At 69.9% G+C, this 15,606-nt stretch carries 13 protein-coding genes; 2 read left to right on the forward strand and 11 right to left on the reverse strand.

Annotated elements, in window-relative coordinates; translation table 11 throughout:
* Positions 1 to 89: 89 nt before the first annotated feature.
* The 6 genes from M8J74_RS18915 to M8J74_RS18945 all read right to left on the reverse strand — a co-directional run bounded on the left by M8J74_RS18915 (position 90) and on the right by M8J74_RS18945 (position 6,931).
* Positions 90 to 1,130, reverse strand: coding sequence for a phytoene desaturase family protein (locus M8J74_RS18915; RefSeq protein WP_249837563.1), 1,041 nt, complete (start codon positions 1,128 to 1,130; stop codon positions 90 to 92).
* Positions 1,127 to 3,118, reverse strand: coding sequence for a S53 family peptidase (locus M8J74_RS44545; protein ID WP_283948308.1), 1,992 nt, complete (start codon positions 3,116 to 3,118; stop codon positions 1,127 to 1,129). Before M8J74_RS44545 ends, M8J74_RS18915 begins: the two co-directional genes overlap by 4 nt.
* Positions 3,119 to 3,232: 114 nt before the next feature.
* Positions 3,233 to 4,450 (reverse strand): M23 family metallopeptidase, encoded by a 1,218-nt coding sequence (locus tag M8J74_RS18930; protein WP_249837564.1) that lies wholly within the window; start codon positions 4,448 to 4,450, stop codon positions 3,233 to 3,235.
* A complete protein-coding gene (locus M8J74_RS18935; protein WP_249837565.1) occupies positions 4,443 to 5,492 on the reverse strand; it encodes an HTTM domain-containing protein in 1,050 nt (349 codons plus the stop codon). The genes M8J74_RS18930 and M8J74_RS18935 overlap by 8 nt, the downstream gene beginning before the upstream one ends.
* Positions 5,489 to 6,133 (reverse strand): DUF5819 family protein, encoded by a 645-nt coding sequence (locus tag M8J74_RS18940; RefSeq protein WP_249837566.1) that lies wholly within the window; start codon positions 6,131 to 6,133, stop codon positions 5,489 to 5,491. Before M8J74_RS18940 ends, M8J74_RS18935 begins: the two co-directional genes overlap by 4 nt.
* Positions 6,134 to 6,553: 420 nt before the next feature.
* Complete coding sequence (locus tag M8J74_RS18945) at positions 6,554 to 6,931, reverse strand: hypothetical protein (RefSeq protein WP_249837567.1); 378 nt, start codon at positions 6,929 to 6,931, stop codon at positions 6,554 to 6,556.
* 794 nt (positions 6,932 to 7,725) lie between these two features.
* Here M8J74_RS18945 and M8J74_RS18950 point away from each other — a divergent pair.
* Positions 7,726 to 7,947: a DUF7489 domain-containing protein gene (locus tag M8J74_RS18950; protein WP_443744577.1), complete on the forward strand. Its 222-nt coding sequence runs from the start codon at positions 7,726 to 7,728 to the stop codon at positions 7,945 to 7,947.
* A 354-nt stretch (positions 7,948 to 8,301) separates the two neighbouring features.
* Here M8J74_RS18950 and M8J74_RS18955 read toward each other — a convergent pair whose 3' ends face one another.
* The 5 genes from M8J74_RS18955 to M8J74_RS18975 form a co-directional block, all read right to left on the reverse strand.
* Positions 8,302 to 9,504, reverse strand: coding sequence for an MFS transporter (locus M8J74_RS18955; RefSeq protein WP_249837569.1), 1,203 nt, complete (start codon positions 9,502 to 9,504; stop codon positions 8,302 to 8,304).
* Between the two features lie 93 nt (positions 9,505 to 9,597).
* Complete coding sequence (locus tag M8J74_RS18960; protein WP_249837570.1) at positions 9,598 to 10,824, reverse strand: acyltransferase family protein; 1,227 nt, start codon at positions 10,822 to 10,824, stop codon at positions 9,598 to 9,600.
* Positions 10,825 to 10,889: 65 nt separating this feature from the next.
* Positions 10,890 to 12,500: an FAD-binding oxidoreductase gene (locus tag M8J74_RS18965; protein WP_249837571.1), complete on the reverse strand. Its 1,611-nt coding sequence runs from the start codon at positions 12,498 to 12,500 to the stop codon at positions 10,890 to 10,892.
* 170 nt (positions 12,501 to 12,670) lie between these two features.
* The gene (locus M8J74_RS18970) at positions 12,671 to 13,222 is read right to left on the reverse strand and encodes a beta/alpha barrel domain-containing protein (RefSeq protein WP_249837572.1); all 552 of its coding nucleotides are present in this window, start codon (positions 13,220 to 13,222) and stop codon (positions 12,671 to 12,673) included.
* Positions 13,223 to 13,471: 249 nt separating this feature from the next.
* Positions 13,472 to 14,578 carry a VOC family protein gene (locus M8J74_RS18975; RefSeq protein WP_249837573.1) on the reverse strand — a complete coding sequence of 369 codons (1,107 nt, stop codon included), beginning with the start codon at positions 14,576 to 14,578 and terminating at the stop codon, positions 13,472 to 13,474.
* 447 nt (positions 14,579 to 15,025) lie between these two features.
* Here M8J74_RS18975 and M8J74_RS18980 point away from each other — a divergent pair, with 447 nt between their 5' ends.
* Positions 15,026 to 15,469, forward strand: a complete 444-nt coding sequence (locus tag M8J74_RS18980; protein WP_249837574.1) for a MarR family winged helix-turn-helix transcriptional regulator — start codon at positions 15,026 to 15,028, stop codon at positions 15,467 to 15,469.
* Positions 15,470 to 15,606 lie beyond the last annotated feature (137 nt).

Here is a 15,606-nt window from a genome sequence, read left to right on the forward strand (position 1 = left end):
ATTGCGCACTGCGCCATACCGCAGCCCACACGGCAAGCGGCGAGCCGAAGGGGCCCGCGAGCGGCGTCCGGGACGCCTGGCGCATCGGGTCAGCCCAGATCGCGTGAAGCATCCGGCGGTTGAGGATATCGGCCAGGCGGGCGCCGCCGGCGCGAGGCCCACGAGGAGGCCCGTCTTGCGGACCGTCTCCGGTACCAGGACCGCACCGGCCCGCGTGACCACCTGCCGACCGTCTCCCCCCTCCCAGCGCGTCGCCGGCCAGGTCGATCTTCTATGCGGCGGGTCCGTGACGGTGGCGGGTGTACGCGTCGTACAGAGGCGGGTAGGCGTGCGCCGCACACGGCCGCTGCTGCGCGTGGGGTGAGGTCGAGGAGGACCGTCCGGGCGGGAGGCAGGTCGCGCAGCGAGCGCACGGGAGACCGCGTTTCGATGGTGCCGTCGAGTTCGACGAGACGGGCGGCGAGGGCGTCGGTGATGGCCCGAGAGCCGCCGCGTGCCACGGGCCAGCCGTGCCGGTGTGCGGCAGCGGTGAGCATGAGGCCGATCGCGGAGCTGGCGGTGCCGGTCAGGGTGCGCATCGCGTGGGCGGCGGTCCCCGCGAACAGGGCGCGTGCCGCTTCTGTCTGCCATCGGCGGACGGTCCGCAGAGCGGAGGGAGCCGCCAGCAGGGCGAACTTGGCTGTCAGGACGGGATGTCGGGGCCCTCGCGCCATGGGACGCATCAGGTCCTCAGCCAGTGCGTCGAAGCGAGTGGTCAGTGGCGCGAACAGGCGCTGCCAGGCGGGCCCGTCGGCACCCAGGTTCCGCGCGGTGACGGCCAGGTCGCGGTGCAGCACCGCCGTGTGGTCGCCGTAGAGGGGATGGGCGAGGTCGGTTGCGGCATACGCCCAGCGAAGTCCGTGACGTTCGACATCCAGGGTGCGCAGGTAGGGGAATGCCAGGGCCATGGGGTGGACGGCCGCGCAGTGGTCGTGTAGCAGGCCGGGCAGGGTCAGTTCGCCGCTGCGGGTGCCGCCGCCGATGGTGTCGGCGGCTTCCAGGACGGCGACGGTGAGGCCGGCTTGGGCGAGCGTGACGGCGCCGGCGAGGCCGTTGGGGCCTGCTCCCACGACGAAGGTGTCGGCGTTCACTTCAGGGTGCCCTTGGTGTGCCGGAACCAGCGAAGGTAGCTGGGGGTGGGGGAGCCGAGACCCGTGGCGTCGTCGTAACCGGGGTGGGCGTGGAGGCCGAAGTCGTGGCCGAGTGTGTAGAGAAGGTAGCGCTGTTCGCCGGTGGAGGTGTCGGTGTCGGGGCCTTCGTCGCGTACCACGGTCAAGGGTGGTGTCCCGGCTTTGGCCGGCTGATCGGTGATGTCGTGAAAGAGGGGGGCGTGGGGGAGGGCGTACAGGAGCGGGTTGGCGAAGCCGAGCCGGTGTCCGCAAGCCTGCTGCGCGTCGGCCTGGATGGCGGCGAAGGCGGGGGTGGCCGCCGATGTGCCGCCGAATCCGATGAGGTGGAAGGTTTTGACGTTGGTGAGGCCGATCAGGACGGGCAGCGCTCCGTCGCCTTCCAGCGACACGTCAGGGGTGGTGCGGTGTCCGGTGCCCCCCGGGACTCGGTCGTGCTGGTACCAGGGCTGCGGGAAGTCGCTCACACCCCCTCCGCCTCCGAAGGTGAAGACCCCGGGGACAGGTCCCCAGGCGGCGCCGTTGTCGGTGAGGATGGACAGCTCATCGCCCATGCTGGTCTCCCAGGCGTAGTCGCCGTGGCGGTCGAGGGCGAGGGTGGTGCCGCCCACCGAGGTGACCCACGGGGATCCGCTGGGGAAGTCGGCCTGGGCCTGGGTGGTCTTGGGGTCGCAGTTGACGCCGGTCTGGGCCGCGTCGGGTGAGGAGTCGCCGCAGTCGCCGGCCGCGAAGTAGACGCCGATCCCTTCGGCTGCGGCCTGCTCGAACAGCAGGTTCCACGCATCGATGAGGGCGGGTGTGAGGTGTCCGGGCTCGGAGTGGACGATCTCTGCCCACGAGTTGGAGATACCGTCCGCCCGGCGGCCGTCGATGACGTACGACTCGGCGTCCATCAGGTCGTCATCGAGGCAGGAGTTGGCGCCGACGTAGAGGATGTCTGCGTCGGGGGCGAGGCCGTGGGCAAGGTCGATGTCGAGAGCCTGCTCGCCGGCCCAGGTCCCCGGGGGCGCGCACGCGTCGCTGACGTGCCAGTCGGCGGGGGTGACGTGCTGTCGGTACTGGTGTGGTCTGAAGGCGTGGTCACCGGTGATCTTCGCGTAGCGGTCGGCGTCGGCAGGCATGTCCGGGGACCCGTAGGCGTCCACGATGGCGATGGTGGAGCCGCGCCCGGTGGCGCCGCGGGCGGTGCCGGCACCGTAGGCGTGGCGGAGCTGTGCGGGGGTGTAGGGGCAGGGCGCGTACGTGGGAGTCTTGCCGTAGGCCTGGGGGAATCCGGTGGCGGGTTTCTGCCCGAAGTGGCCGGAGCAGACCGCGCCGTCGGCGGCGACACCGAGGGCGGGGGCGGGGGTCGAGGTGGGGGTCGACAGGGGCCGGGCAGCGCCGGGGGTGGAGAGACCGGACACGCCGAGCAGGGTGGTGGCCAGGGAGGCGGGCACACTGAGGGTGCCGGCGGGGGCCTGGCTCGTGCCGCGGCCGGTGCGGTAGCGGTGGAGGCTCGTGCCGAAGGCCCGCCGCACGGCGCCGACGGTGCCGGTGATCTTCACGTAATGGGTGGTGCGTTGGGTGACGGCGAGCCCGGAGGTGTGCAACCACGCGGTGACGCGGGCGAGTTGTGTGGCGGTCGGGCCGAAGCGCCGCTGGTATGCCTGCGGGGTGAGGTAGTGCCGGTAGTGGGGGCTGTGCGGGTCGCTGATGTCGCGCAGGAGGTCGGTGAGGCCCTGCGGGTCACGGGAGTTGAGGTAGAGGCGGGCGCTGACGTGCTGATCGCCGGGGACGGGCCCTGCGTCGGCGGCCGCGGTGGCGTATGCCGGCCGGGACCCGGCCAGGGGGTGGCGGTGGTCGGCGGAGTGGGCGGTGGCGAGGGGCGCCGTGCCCAGGAGTGCGGAACAGGCCGCCGCAGCGACGTAAGGGCGCAGGCGACGCCCAGGACGTATTCGGGCAAGGAGAGACAAGAAGGGGTTCCTTCGGGACGCGGCGCTGGACAGCGCGCGGAGCTGGGCAGGGCGGCAGGGCGGCGCGGCTGCTCGAACGCGCTGCCCGCCGTGGTGATGCAGGAGGCCGAGGCCTTACGTGCGCACGGTCCGGCCCCGGCACAGCGGGCCGGTGACGCCCGTGAACTGAAGATCGAGCCCGAGGCCGTCGCGTTCGGCGTGGATGTGCAGGTGGGGCTCCGTGCTGTTGCCGGAGTTGCCCACCTCGCCGAGCAGCTGCCCGGCGTGCACAGGATCGCCCGTCCTCACCGTCACGGTGCCGCGGCGCAGGTGAGCGAGCTTGACGATCTCGGCGCCGGTGTCGATGAACACGTGGTTGCCGTAAGGGGGCTGGTATCGGATCGTGCCGGGTGCTTGGTCGTCGAGGTGATCGGCGGCGGAGACGACCGTGCCGTCACACGGGGCGTAAAGGCTCTGCCCGTACACGAGATAGCTCTCGTTTTCCCCGCGCAGACCGGTGCCGCGTGCGCGGGCACCGCCCGGACCGATCTGGATCACGTCCAGGGCGCCGCGCTGCTCGGGAAAGGACGCGTGATGGTTCAGGCGGGCCCCGCCGCCCTGCGCGATGTACCACTGCCCGTTCCGCAGGGGGAAGGTGAGAGGCCGGGACACGGCGGTCCCCCAGCAGTGGCGGCGCGCCCGGAGCAGGAACCATCCGAAGCCGGCGAGCAGGGCCACGCCCACCACCAGTTCGGCCTCGCCGCCGCCCGACGCGGGCAGCCTGGGCAGCCGGGACGCGGAGGCAAGGGCCACCAGCGCGCCGGCCTCCACGGGCCGGCGTATCCACCACGGCAGCCGAGCCGGGCTCTGCCAGCCCTCCATGAGCAGGTAGCCGGCCGCGACGATGAGCAGACGGCCGCACCAGGCGATGCGGGAAGGGGCCTGCCAGCAGGCGTCGATGCGCGCGGCGAGCAGCAGCACCCACACGGTCCACACCAGGGCGGCTCGCGCCCCGTGGGGGACGCGCAGTCGCGGTATGCGGTAGGGACCCGGGGCGATCAGCAGTCCGTCGAGCACCTGGCCGTCGCGTGTGGTGGCGAAGGCGAGGGCACGCCCCCTGGTGCCTTCGATCACCAGCCCGTCGGGATGGTCCCGTACCCCGGTGATCTCGCCGACGCGTTCGCGGGTGCCGTCCAGGATCTGGTCGAGTCGCTCATCTCCCACGGCGGCCACGACCCGCGGGGCGAGCACCTCTCGCTGTGCGCGCTTGGCGGTGAGGAACCTGAACAGCAGGTCGGCCGCCGGCTGTCCCGTGCGGCGGGGTTCCGCCGGTGTTCCCGCTTTCTCAGGCACCGGCCGCACCGTCCCTGTCCGCCGCCATCGCCACGGATGTCATGCCGGGCGTCGGCAGCAGGGGCCTACTGCGCTGCACGAGACGGTCCCTGACGGACCGGTAGCGCCGCACGATCGACCGGTAGTCCTCGTCGCGCAGGCAGGTGCAGTCCGCGCCGATCATCAACAGCCCGAAGCACACCAGACCCATGCACGCCATGATGCCCAGGTGCATGCCCTCCAGGGCCAGGGTGTTGGCCTTTCGGATCCAGGAACGGGCGGACAGGATCGCGAAGGGCAACGCCAGCTCGATGAAGATCGTGAAGTAGCTGATGGCGGTGGTGAGCCAGGCGTGGCTCATCAGGTGCGTGTACGTCGCTGACATCTGGAAGCCGGTGATGCGGCTGATGTAGTACATCGCCACGCCGTCCTGCCACACCTTGCCGGTGATCTTCCAGTAGCCGGCAGCGAAGTACAGCACGGCCGTCTGGAAGACGATCAGGAAGGCGGCCAGATTGTGCAGCACGGTGGACGTCGTCGGCTGCTCCAGCTCCCGCATCCTGGCTCTGCGCCGCTTCGCGCCGACGGCGAAGTAGGCGTTGGAGACGGTGAAGACCATGAAGAGGATGAGGATCTGGGCCAGGTTGTCGCCGCCCTCGAGCACGTCCTGGTTCCTGTTGTGCAGCGACCACATCAGCACGGCCTGCGCCAGGGTCAGGACACGGCCGCCGAAGATCATGAAGGCGGCGGACACCAGGATCACGGCGTGAAAGACGATCTCGAACCAGACCGTGGAATGTCCCCACAGGAAGAGCGAGAAACCCCAGCGTGGCAGCGCGGACCTCGCTGTGGAGATCGAATTGTAGGACTCGGGCCCCCACAGGAAGCGCCGCTTCGAGTAGTCGGACAGGCAGTACAGGATGGTGGCGAAGCCGATGACGACGCGTAGCAGGGCCGTCCCGATCAGCCGGTGCTTGTGGCTGGCGAAGCGGAGTATGACGGCGTCCAGCCGCTCCGTGCCGGCCCGCCATCCCTTGCCCAGCAGGGCAGTTGTGCCGCTCATTGCGCAACTCCCGGAACGTAGTCCATCCACGATGTCGCCAGAATTCCCTGCTGGTGCTCTTTGGGCCTGGGTACTTCGTACCGCTCCGAGAACGGAATGATGGGACGGTTCTTGAAGGTGGCCTGCACAGAGACGATCTGAGCGTTCGGATACAGTGTCCTCGCCTGCGCGGAGAAGAAGCGCCGCATCTCTTCGAAGTCGGGTGCGAATTGCTTGTCAAGTATTTTTCGGGCGGCGTCGCGTCTGGCCGCCGGGAGCTTCTTGAATTTGATGGCGATACCTGCATACCGATTGGCCGCCGCATCGAATGCCAGGAGTACGCCGGGAAGCTTCGTCGGGTTTACCGGGAAATCGTGCGGCGATCTGTCAATGGCCTGCTCGATTTCGACAGGGCTCGACTCGACGACCTGGCCGGAGCCGGGAAGCTTCATCCGGGTCCGTAGGTATATGAGGTCGTCACTGCTGCCGGGAGTGGGGCCAAAGAGCTGCCAGTCCTGCCAGAAATACGGTTCCATGAAGGCCGTGACGGGTCCCTTGATACGGTCCTTCGCGGGGGAACCGGGCGCGTTGTACACCAGGCAGCACAAGCAGTAGACGGACACGGCCGCAAGCGCTGTCAGCGCACTGATCCGTACGTTCACCGAAAGCGCCCCGCTCGCCGTCCGGGGTGCGTCCTCTGCGGCGCGTGAGCGCGGGAGAACTCTCATCGCTGTCCACATCCAGGTTGATCGAAGTCAATGAGGGTGGTGGATATGCGTGAGACTGCGTGCCGGGGCGGGGCGCCCCGCCCCGGCACGGGGGGCTGATCGGCATCGGTGGTGGCACGACACCGCAAGTCACTTCGCACCACCGCTCAGGTGGTGGCTCACGTCACTCGGCATCGATGGTCGGTCGATGCCGCACGCCACGTCCTACCGCTGGTCAGGCGATATCGTGGCGCTTCCCCCTGCGCCGGAGGTCAGCCGGCGCTGCAGGTCACGCGGCGTCGGGGGTCGTCCGACGCCATGGGATCGCACGGCTCCGCACGTCACGCGAAGCCTTCAAACCGTCGACGCCGTCGCTCACTTGACGTCGTAGGCGGTGTCGCCCGGGATCACGCCGTGCAGCGTCTTGCCGCTGATGGCGGGACCGCCGCTGGAGGACGACGAGGACTCGCTCGAGGACGAGGAGTCGCTGGACGACTTCAGCTTGGTCGCCACCTTCACGGTGTACTCGGCGGTCTTCACGACGGTCGCCGCGGCCACGCTCTGGGCGATCGCGTGCAGGAACTGCGGCTGCACGCCCTTGCCCATGACCTGAGCGGTGGCGACCGAGTGCTGGGCCGCGGCCTTCTGATGCGGCAGCGAGGCGGCCGACGCACTGGAGGCGGTGAGCGCCGCAGTACCGCCCGCGGCAAGAGCGGCGATCACCGCAGCGGAAACGGCACGTTTGCCGTTCATGATGGATTCCTTTCGAGTACTGAATGCCGTCGGCGGCATGCGGCGTGAGGCCGCGCCCCGAGGGCAGTTAGCGGATGTCCAATGCCGAACCCGTCGAGCAAAGCTCGGGGGCCGAACATTCTGCACCTGTACAGAATCGGTTCGCAGACGAGTACGTACCCCACTCCGCCGTTAATCAGAGGCCTCGCGAAAGCCTTGATCAACCGGGAGTGCATTCATACTAACCACGGCCCTGACGGGGACTCAACGAAATCCGTAGCCGTGAACCGGAATGCATTGCTCCATTCTCAGATGAAGCTCAAGTCGATAAGGTTTCTTTACTCGCCGCACGCTGCCGTGCCTCCGTAATTCGCGAGAAACACCAGCTAGGCAAGCGGACATCCATCACTCGCGAGAGGAACCGGGCATTGTTGCACTACACAATCTTTGCCATACGAGGGGTGGTCCGGGCGTACGAGCGAGGTGTCACGCACACGGAACGTACTGGGGCATCTAGTTGCGATCCAGCATTTATCGCCTCCCGCCGATCGTAGGCTGCCTCAGATCACCCACGGTGTACGTCGCGAAGAAGTGCGCTGCCCGCAAGCCACGCAGTGCCTGACCTGCCGCCCCCGACCACTCGGCGGGGGCAGGGAATGCCCACCGGCCCCCTGCGCTCGCAAGGGTGTGGAAGGGAAAGGGCGGTGCGTCACGCCGCCCAGGACATTTGTACGGCTCCTGGCGCGACATCTGTACCGCGGTATCCGTGCCTCTCGACACTGCACCGTGCCTCTCGCCCTCCGTAGACTTGAGGCATGGTCAAATCGCATAAACCAGGACCAGATGACGCCTGGGAAGGTGTCGTTGAGGACAAGTCGCGGGGCATGCTCGACGGCGCGAACATGTACCACTTCGTCAAGTTGAGGCGTACGGACGGCCAGTCCGTCAAGGTGCGCATCGGCCGTGGACTGTGGAAGTCGATCGCGGTCGGCGATCGACTCGTGAAGGAGCCGGGCGGCGACCCGGTCAAGGCATAACACCCCTAGGGGGCGGCATGGGCGGCGCGGATGGAACCGGGGCCGGACGTGACCCGGCGCAACGGGTGCGCGTCTCCGGTTGAGTGACGGAACCCTTCCAGGCGGCCTCCGGCCACCCGGTACTTCCCGGGGACAGCCACCGACCTCAGGAAACTAGAGTCTCAGAACAACCTCGTACACCGGGGAAGGGGTTCCAGCCTGGTGACCTGCGCTGTGCCGGGACCGTCCCGGAGCGCCTTGCGACAGGACCCCAACCCGGCCGCGCTCGTGCCAGGCCCGGCACCACCGCTCCACCAACCGCTCGCTCCCCTCGCGGCGCAGTGGCGACCGCTTGGTTCTTCTCCCGGCTGTGATTCACACGGTCGCGGGGACGTGAGGGTCGCTCGTGGTGGGTTTGGTGCGCAGCAGCCGGCCGGTGACGGTGCTCAGCAGCAGACCCGCTGCGGTCAGCGCGGCCCCTCCCGCCGGGACCAGGGTGACGTCGTGGTCGTGGGCGAGGATGGCGCCGCCGAGCCAGCTGCCGAGCGCGATGCCGATGCAGAAGGCCGAGTTGTTTACGGTGAGAGCCATGGCGGCCGACGTGGGTCCGGCGGAGGCCACGATCTGGGTGTTGAGGGCGGGGATGGTGGCGAAGTAGGCGGCGCCGAGCAGGCAGAACAGGACGGCCACGGCCCAGGCGTGGTCGGCGAGCAGGACCAGGAGCAGCAGGGCGGCCGTGGCGCTGCCGAGGGTGGCCAATACCGCGGTGCGCAGGTGGCGGTCGGCCGCTCGGGCTCCCAGCAGGTTGCCGGCGATACCGCCCAGGCCGTACAGCCAGAGCAGGACGGTCACGGTGGGGGAACCGTATCCCGCGGCCTGCGTCAGGTAGGGCGAGGCGTACGTGTACAGGGCGAACACACCCCCCGTGCCCAGCACGATGACCACCGCGGTCAGGAGCATCGGCAGGGGGAGGGCGAAGCTGCGCCGGCGGCCCGAGGCCCTGGGGCGGGGCGCGGATGCCGGGGCGGGCGTCGGCTCGGGGACGGTGTGGCGCAGGAGCATGAGGGTGGCGAGCAGGCTGAGCGCGGCCAGTGCCCAGAAGGTGGCGCGCCAGCCCCAGCGGTCGCCCAGCAGTGTTCCCGCCGGCACGCCGACGACGGTCGCGAGGCCGATGCCGAGGGTGACCTTGGCTCCGGACGCGGCCTGTCGGCCGGGGGCTGCCAGGTCCCGTGCGGCCGCGACGAAGACGGCGATGAGGGTGGAGTGGGGCAGGGCGCTGACCATCCGGCCCGCGATCAGCCATCCGAAGCCGGGGGCGAGCGCGGCGATGACATTGCCGAGGACGAACACGCCCATCATGCAGGGCAGTAGCACGGCGCGGGGCAGCCGGGCGGTGAGGGCGGTCAGACACGGGCCGGCGATCACGACGACCAGCGCGTACACGCCGATCAGCATGCCGACCGTGCTCAGGGAGACGCCGACGTCGTCGGCGATGTCGGGGAGGATTCCGGCGATGACGCTTTCTGCGGTGCCGACGCAGAAGGTGCACAGCATCATGGCGAGGACGGGCAGGGGCATGGTCATGCTCCTCAGGGGTGAGGCGCGCGATGCGGGCCGCGTTCGCGTCCACGGCCGACATGGGTGCGGCCGTGGACACGAAGTCGTGCGGGTTCAGGGAGCGTCGGCTGTGACGGGCTTCTCGTTGGTCTCCTGGACCGGGTGCCGGGGCATGTTGGGGACGCCGGCGAGTCGGGCCTGCTGATGGCCGGCGCGGGCTCGGGCCCGGCGCGACCAGGCGCGCATGGCCGGCCGCTCGACGCCCGCATAGAGGAGCCAGGCCAGCAGCAGGCTCACCGCGGCGACGAGTGCCGCCACGCCGACCGCCTCCCAGGTGGAGTGGGCCTGGTGGAATCCGAGGCGTTCTTGCGTGAAGGACAGCAGTGTCTGGTGCACCAGGTAGAAGGCGAAGGACACTTCGCCGAGCCACACCCACACGCGTCCGCTGAGCGCCGTGCCCACGCCGCGGGCGTCCCGCGCCGCGGTGGCGGCGATGAGCAGGGCGAAGGGGATTACGACGACCGCGTTCAGGGAGAACAGGAAGGGCACCTTCAGGCTCACCAGGTAGGCGATCACCGTGAGGGCCGAGGCTGGCAGGACGCCCAGCCGGATCCACTTGCCGGTGAGGACGATCCGGGCTGCCAGCATGCCGAGGGCGAAGTCGAGGACCCGGGTGAGCGGGAAGATGTAGACGAACCACATCTGGTTGATGGAGTGGCCGTACAGCGGGGAGTTGGCGTGGTTCGGCCCGAAGTCAGCCCCTGCGGGGACGAGTTGGGCGGCCACCGGGAGCAGCACGATCGCGGCGGCGACGCCGGTGGCCCACCACCACAGCCGGCCGGCCCCGATGCGGCCGATCAGCCGGTGCAGTACCGGGAACAGCAGGTAGAAGACCAGCTCGCAGGAGAGTGACCAGCTGGGGTTGTTGATGCTGAAGAACACGTCGTCGCGCGGTATCCACGCCTGCAGCAGAAAGAAGTTGGGCAGGGCCCGGGCCCAGGTCGCGTGCGCCGACGCGTACAGGGCGAGGGCGAGGGCGAAGGTGACGACGTGGTTGGGGTAGATCTTCGCCAGCCGGCGGCCCCAGAAGGCGGGGGTGTTGTCCTTGTCCCTGGCCGACCAGGTCAGGACGAAGCCGCTGAGGATGAAGAAGAAGGTGACGCCCGCCCAGCCGCCGTTCTTCAGCGCGGAGGCGAAGGGGCCGTGTCCGGCTTCGGGGGTGGAGTAGGCGTCGAGCAGGGACAGATGGAAGAGGAACACCAAGAAGGCGGCGAGGAACCGCATTCCGGTGAGAGACGACAGCCGGGCGGTGGGCCCGGGCGGGGCGGGGACGTGGGACACGAGGACCACCTGAGGGTGTGAGGTGACGGTGGGCGCCAGGGTGTGGCTGCCGCGGCCGGGGGGGATCAGGCAGGACGGATCGACTGGGCGTGCCGGAAGAAGCCGGTGGGGTCCCAGGTGGCCTTGGCCTTCTGTAGCCGCCGGTAGCCGTCCTTGTAGTAGAGGTCGTGCCAGGGGACGCCGGAGGTGTTCCAGCGGGGGTCACCGAGGTCGACGTCGGCGTAGTTGATGAAGCAGCCGTCGTTGGTGTCGTTGGGCACCGGCACGCCGCCGGTCGAGGCGAACATGTCGCGGTAGCACTCGCGGACCCAGCCGATGTTCGCGGCGTCGTCGGCCGCGTCGTTCCACAGGGAGACGACCTGGTACTTCAGCACGGAGTCGCGCTGGGGCACCGCGGTGGCGTGGGGGGCGACCTTGTTCACCGCTCCTCCGTAGGAGGCGATCATCAGCAGGGCGCTGGGGTTGCTGAAGTCGTCACGGGTCAGGTGCCGGTAGGCGGCCGCGATCTGGGTGTCGGTGTAGTTGCGCTTGGCGTAGACCGACTTGCCCTTGAAGCGCACCGTGGGGTCGGGGCCGGTGAAGCCGGGCCACTGGGTGGCGTGGAGCCACGGCATGCGCCGGTACTGGCGCACCTGCGGCTTCACTCCGACACCGGCCGAGACGGCGTCGATGTAGCGCTGCACCATGCGCTCGGCGCCGGGAGCGCCGGCGTCGATCAGCGAGTCGAGCACGATGGCTCCGCCCGACTTGTGGAAGGGCTTGAGCTGGCTGAACAGTGCGGTGTAGGGGGAGTCGGGTGCGCTGTTGCGGGCGTGCCAGTCGCCGTGGTTCCACATCAGGCGGGCAAAGCGGGTCTCGTTCATCTCCTGCCAGGGCCAGGCGACCTCGCTCAGCCACACCTCGCGGGGCGGGGCCGGCAGCTGGCCTGCCGGGTCGGTGCCGGTGGCGCCGGGCGAGCGCAGCAAGTAGCGGGTGACGACACCGAAGTTGCCGCCGCCGCCTCCGGTGTGCGCCCACCACAGTTCCCGGTTCGGGTCGTCGGCCTCACGGGTGGCGGTGACCACGCGCGCCTTCTTGTCGGCTCCGACCACGACGATCTCGATGCCGTACAGATGGTCGACCGCGAGCCCGTCGCGTCGGCTCATCGACCCGTAGCCGCCGCCCTGGATGTGCCCGCCGGCTGCGACGCTGGGGCAGTTGCCGGCCGGCAGGTAGACGCCCCAGCCCTTGTAGAGGCGCTCGTAGACACGGCCGAGGGGCACACCGGGCTGTACGGCGAAGGCGCGGCGCTCGGCGTCGTAGGAGACATCGGCCATCTGCGACAGGTCCAGGACGATCGCGATGTCCTGGTGCGTGGTGAAGTCCTCGTAGCAGTGGCCGCCGCTGCGTACGGCCAGGCGGCGTCCGGAGTCGACCGCGTCCTGGACGGCCCTGACGACGTCGTCGGTGGTGGTGACGAGGCGGATCTCGTCCGGGGTGCCGACCCAGCGCTGGTTGGTGCCCCGGCGCAGGTCGGCGTAGCGGCGGTCCTTCGGGCCCACCACGGCCTGCGGGGCAGCGGCCGTGGTGGGCCGCTGGGGCGGGGCCGCGGACGCGGGAGCGGCGGCGCCGACGGCGAGGGCGCCTCCCGCGGCGGCCGTGCCGGAGAGGAATATGCGGCGATTGAGGTTCTTCATCGATGTGTGTCCTTGTTGATCGTGGTGTGGTCAGCCCGACGCACCGGCACCGGGCAGCCGGGAGCGCTGCGAAGGGGGCGGTGATGGTGGGGCCGAGGGATCCGCGCAGGGCGGCAAGGGGTCGGCCGGGCGGTGCCGGGGCGGCGCGGGAGCGTCGGGGGAGGGGCGGGTCAGCCGGCCGGGGCGTCGAGGCGTACGCCGAACCAGCCGAGGGTGTCGATGACGCGCCGGGCCTCGGTGACGTCGAGCGCGGTCGGGCCGGTCACGACGCCCCGCGACTCGAACTCCCGCCAGACCGTGGGCGGCAGGGCCAGCGTCGTGCCGGGAAAGAGGCACCTTTGCGCATAGGCGACGCCGGTGTCCGCGCGGAGCGAGCGTGCGGTGATGGACCACCGCAGGTACGGGGCTCGGGCTCCGCGTGCTGCCAGGCGGGTCCATCGGTCGGTGGTGAGGTCGTGCCGCAGGGCGGCATGGAGGAGGTGTGCTCCGGCGAGGCCGGCACGTCCCCGCATCGCCTTGGCCTCCCAGCTGCTGGCCAGGTCCAGATGGGCGTTCACGGTGGCGTCGACATCGGCGGGCGAGTACTCGATCGCCATGGGGGGCGTCGGGGTGCCGACGGCGACCGCGGTCTCCAGCGTGGTCAGTACCGTGTTCATGGCCTGCCGGTAGCCGGCCACGCCTCCCACGGGAGCCACCGTGACGGCACGGCCGTCGGCCAGCACGGCGGCGATCTCACCTTCGCCGGCCCCCGGGCGCAGCGCGGGCCGTCCGGGCAGAAGGACGCCTCGGACCGTTCCTGCCGTGTCTGGCTCCGGCTGCGGCACAGACGCGCGAAGCGGACTGTCGCGGCAGTCGAGCCAGATGGCCACTCCTGCTTCGCCGGCCTTGCGCAGCGGGCCGGCAGGGCGCGCCCGTGGCGGTGTGTGCGTGCTCAAGAAAACTCCCCCGTTGATGTGTCCTGTCCGCTGCGGTCAGGGACGGTCGTGCCAGCGCAGGCGCCCCGGCGTGGCACGGCGGGCCGTCGTCTGCGTCTCGTAGGGCAGCAGGCCGTCGGGCATGTTGATCAGCTCCATCTGGATGCCGATGGCCGTGGAGAAGTACAGCCACCGGTCTCCGGCGATCGGCCCCGCGGTGATCGTCTCCGGCTCGCCCATCAGCGTCACGCCGGGCTGTCGGCGCAGGTGTTCGGCGGCCGCGTCCACGTCGTCGACGTAGAACGCCAGATGGTGGCCGCCGATGTCGCTGTTGCGCGGCGGGCGCCGGTGGCGGGCGCCCGTGCCGCATTGGGACAGTTCGCAGTTGGCCGTGGGACCGGTGCGCAGCACCACCCCTCGGGTTCGCTCGGCTCCGGGCGGCCAGTGGTCCGTCCTGTCCGCCGACGTCGCGTCGTCGGTGTCTTCGACGAGGTCGGCGCCCAGGACGCCGGTGAAGAACGCGGTGGCCGCGTCCAGGTCGGCCACCGTGTAACCGACGCCGTCGACGCCCAGCAGACCCAGTGGGCCGCCCCGCCCGGCGGCGTTCGCCGGCGGATCGGGGACGAAGCGTCCCGCCGTGTGCGCCCTGTCGGGGAGTTCGGGGGGTAGGGGTCCGGACAGGGCGAGCATCATGCCCCACGGGCTGAGGAACCAGCGCCGCTCCTCGGCGAAGCGGCTGCCGGGGGCCGCTGTGGGGCCCAGGCGCACCACGTCGCTTGCCCGCAGTCGTTCTTCGGCAGCCTCCAGGTCTGCCACCCGCACGCTCAGGTAGTGGCCGCCCACGTCGTTGGGTCCGGGCGCGGTGGTGACCTGTCCGGGGGCGGTGTACTGGAAGAGTTCCAGGTTGCTGTACGGGCCGAGCCTGACCACGGCGACGTGGGCCCGGGCTCGTGGGTGAACGCCCAGTTTGCGGGTCATCCAGTCACCGGCGGGGTCCTCCACCGGCCCTTCCCGGTAGCAGAGTTCGCCGCCGAAGACGTCGGTGAAGAAGGCCACGGCCTGGTCCAGGTCGGGCACGGTGAACGCGTAGTGGTCCACCGCCCGCGCTGTGGGCAGGCCGGTGAGCACGGGTGTCGGCGATGACGCCGCCGCCGTACTGAGCATGCAGTCCCCCTTATGTGAAATGTGCGCCGGCGCCCTGGGGCCCCGCGCGGGCACGACGAGTGCCGTCGGCGCGGTTCGCGCCCCGCCCGCAGGCCCGGGGTGTCCGGCCGATGGCGACAGTAGAACACTGTCGTTGCGTGCGCAAGGAAAACTCTGGAGGCTCCAAGGTGCGAGGACCGCCAGGAAGCCTGTCTGAGCTGGTCTTTTGGTGTTCTGTGAGGATGATCGGACACTCTTACGTCATCAAGAGGTCATCAAGCTCGTTGTCCGAGCATGAAAAGAATCTGATTACCTGTGGGTTTCCTCACGGGGCGGCGGCTCGTATCCTGTCCGCGAGGTTCGGTCACCCCGGTCGCCATAGGAGGGGTGCGGCCTGCCTCCCTCCCCTCCTCCCCGCTCCCGGAGCAGACGACGAAGCCCTTCGGGCACATGAAGAAGGCAGCAGCCATGCGATCGCGCAAGGAAGACAGCATCGAGCTGTGGAGTCAGTTGTCGGTACTGGTCGCGGAGGTCGGAACCCAGCTGGACAGAAGGCTGTCCGAGGACTTCGGGCTGGGGCTCACGGACTTCCTGTCCCTGCAGGCCCTCAGCGTCGGCGACCCGGCCGGCATGCGTATGAACGAGCTGGCCCAGCAGCTCGGGCTCAACCAGTCGTCGGCCACCCGGGCCGTGGCGCGCCTGGAGAAACGGGAACTCGCCGAGCGCGTTGCCCACGAGACGGACCGCCGGGGTGTGATCGTGCGCATCACCGACGCCGGCCGCGCGATCGTTGCGGACATAAGCAAGCTGTTCCGTCAGGAGGTCGGTATGGCCCTCGAAGTGGCGGCCATGGACAGTAGGACCAGCTCGGTGGTGGCCCGGCTGCGCTACGCCCCCACGCTCGAGCGCTGATCACCCCCCCCCCCGAAGCCTCTGCCGCCGGTCGGCAGAGGCTTTCGCATGCCTCAGCACCCACCGGAACCCGCCCCCGTCCTGGCTGAATCCTTGCGCAAGCATGCGTTTCGCCTGGTCGTTAATGCCCGATGGGC

Origin of the sequence: Streptomyces panaciradicis, assembly GCF_023516615.1 — a bacterium.
Classification (GTDB): domain Bacteria; phylum Actinomycetota; class Actinomycetes; order Streptomycetales; family Streptomycetaceae; genus Streptomyces; species Streptomyces panaciradicis.

Excerpts from the sequence above, each read along its gene's own strand:
- M8J74_RS18935 (WP_249837565.1), bottom strand. The coding sequence starts at position 5,492 with ATGAGCGGCACAACTGCCCTGCTGGGCAAGGGATGGCGGGCCGGCACG.
- M8J74_RS18945 (WP_249837567.1), bottom strand. The coding sequence starts at position 6,931 with ATGAACGGCAAACGTGCCGTTTCCGCTGCGGTGATCGCCGCTCTTGCC.
- M8J74_RS18950 (WP_443744577.1), top strand. The coding sequence starts at position 7,726 with ATGGTCAAATCGCATAAACCAGGACCAGATGACGCCTGGGAAGGTGTC.
- M8J74_RS18955 (WP_249837569.1), bottom strand. The coding sequence starts at position 9,504 with ATGCCCCTGCCCGTCCTCGCCATGATGCTGTGCACCTTCTGCGTCGGC.
- M8J74_RS18965 (WP_249837571.1), bottom strand. The coding sequence starts at position 12,500 with ATGAAGAACCTCAATCGCCGCATATTCCTCTCCGGCACGGCCGCCGCG.
- M8J74_RS18975 (WP_249837573.1), bottom strand. The coding sequence starts at position 14,578 with ATGCTCAGTACGGCGGCGGCGTCATCGCCGACACCCGTGCTCACCGGC.
- M8J74_RS18980 (WP_249837574.1), top strand. The coding sequence starts at position 15,026 with ATGCGATCGCGCAAGGAAGACAGCATCGAGCTGTGGAGTCAGTTGTCG.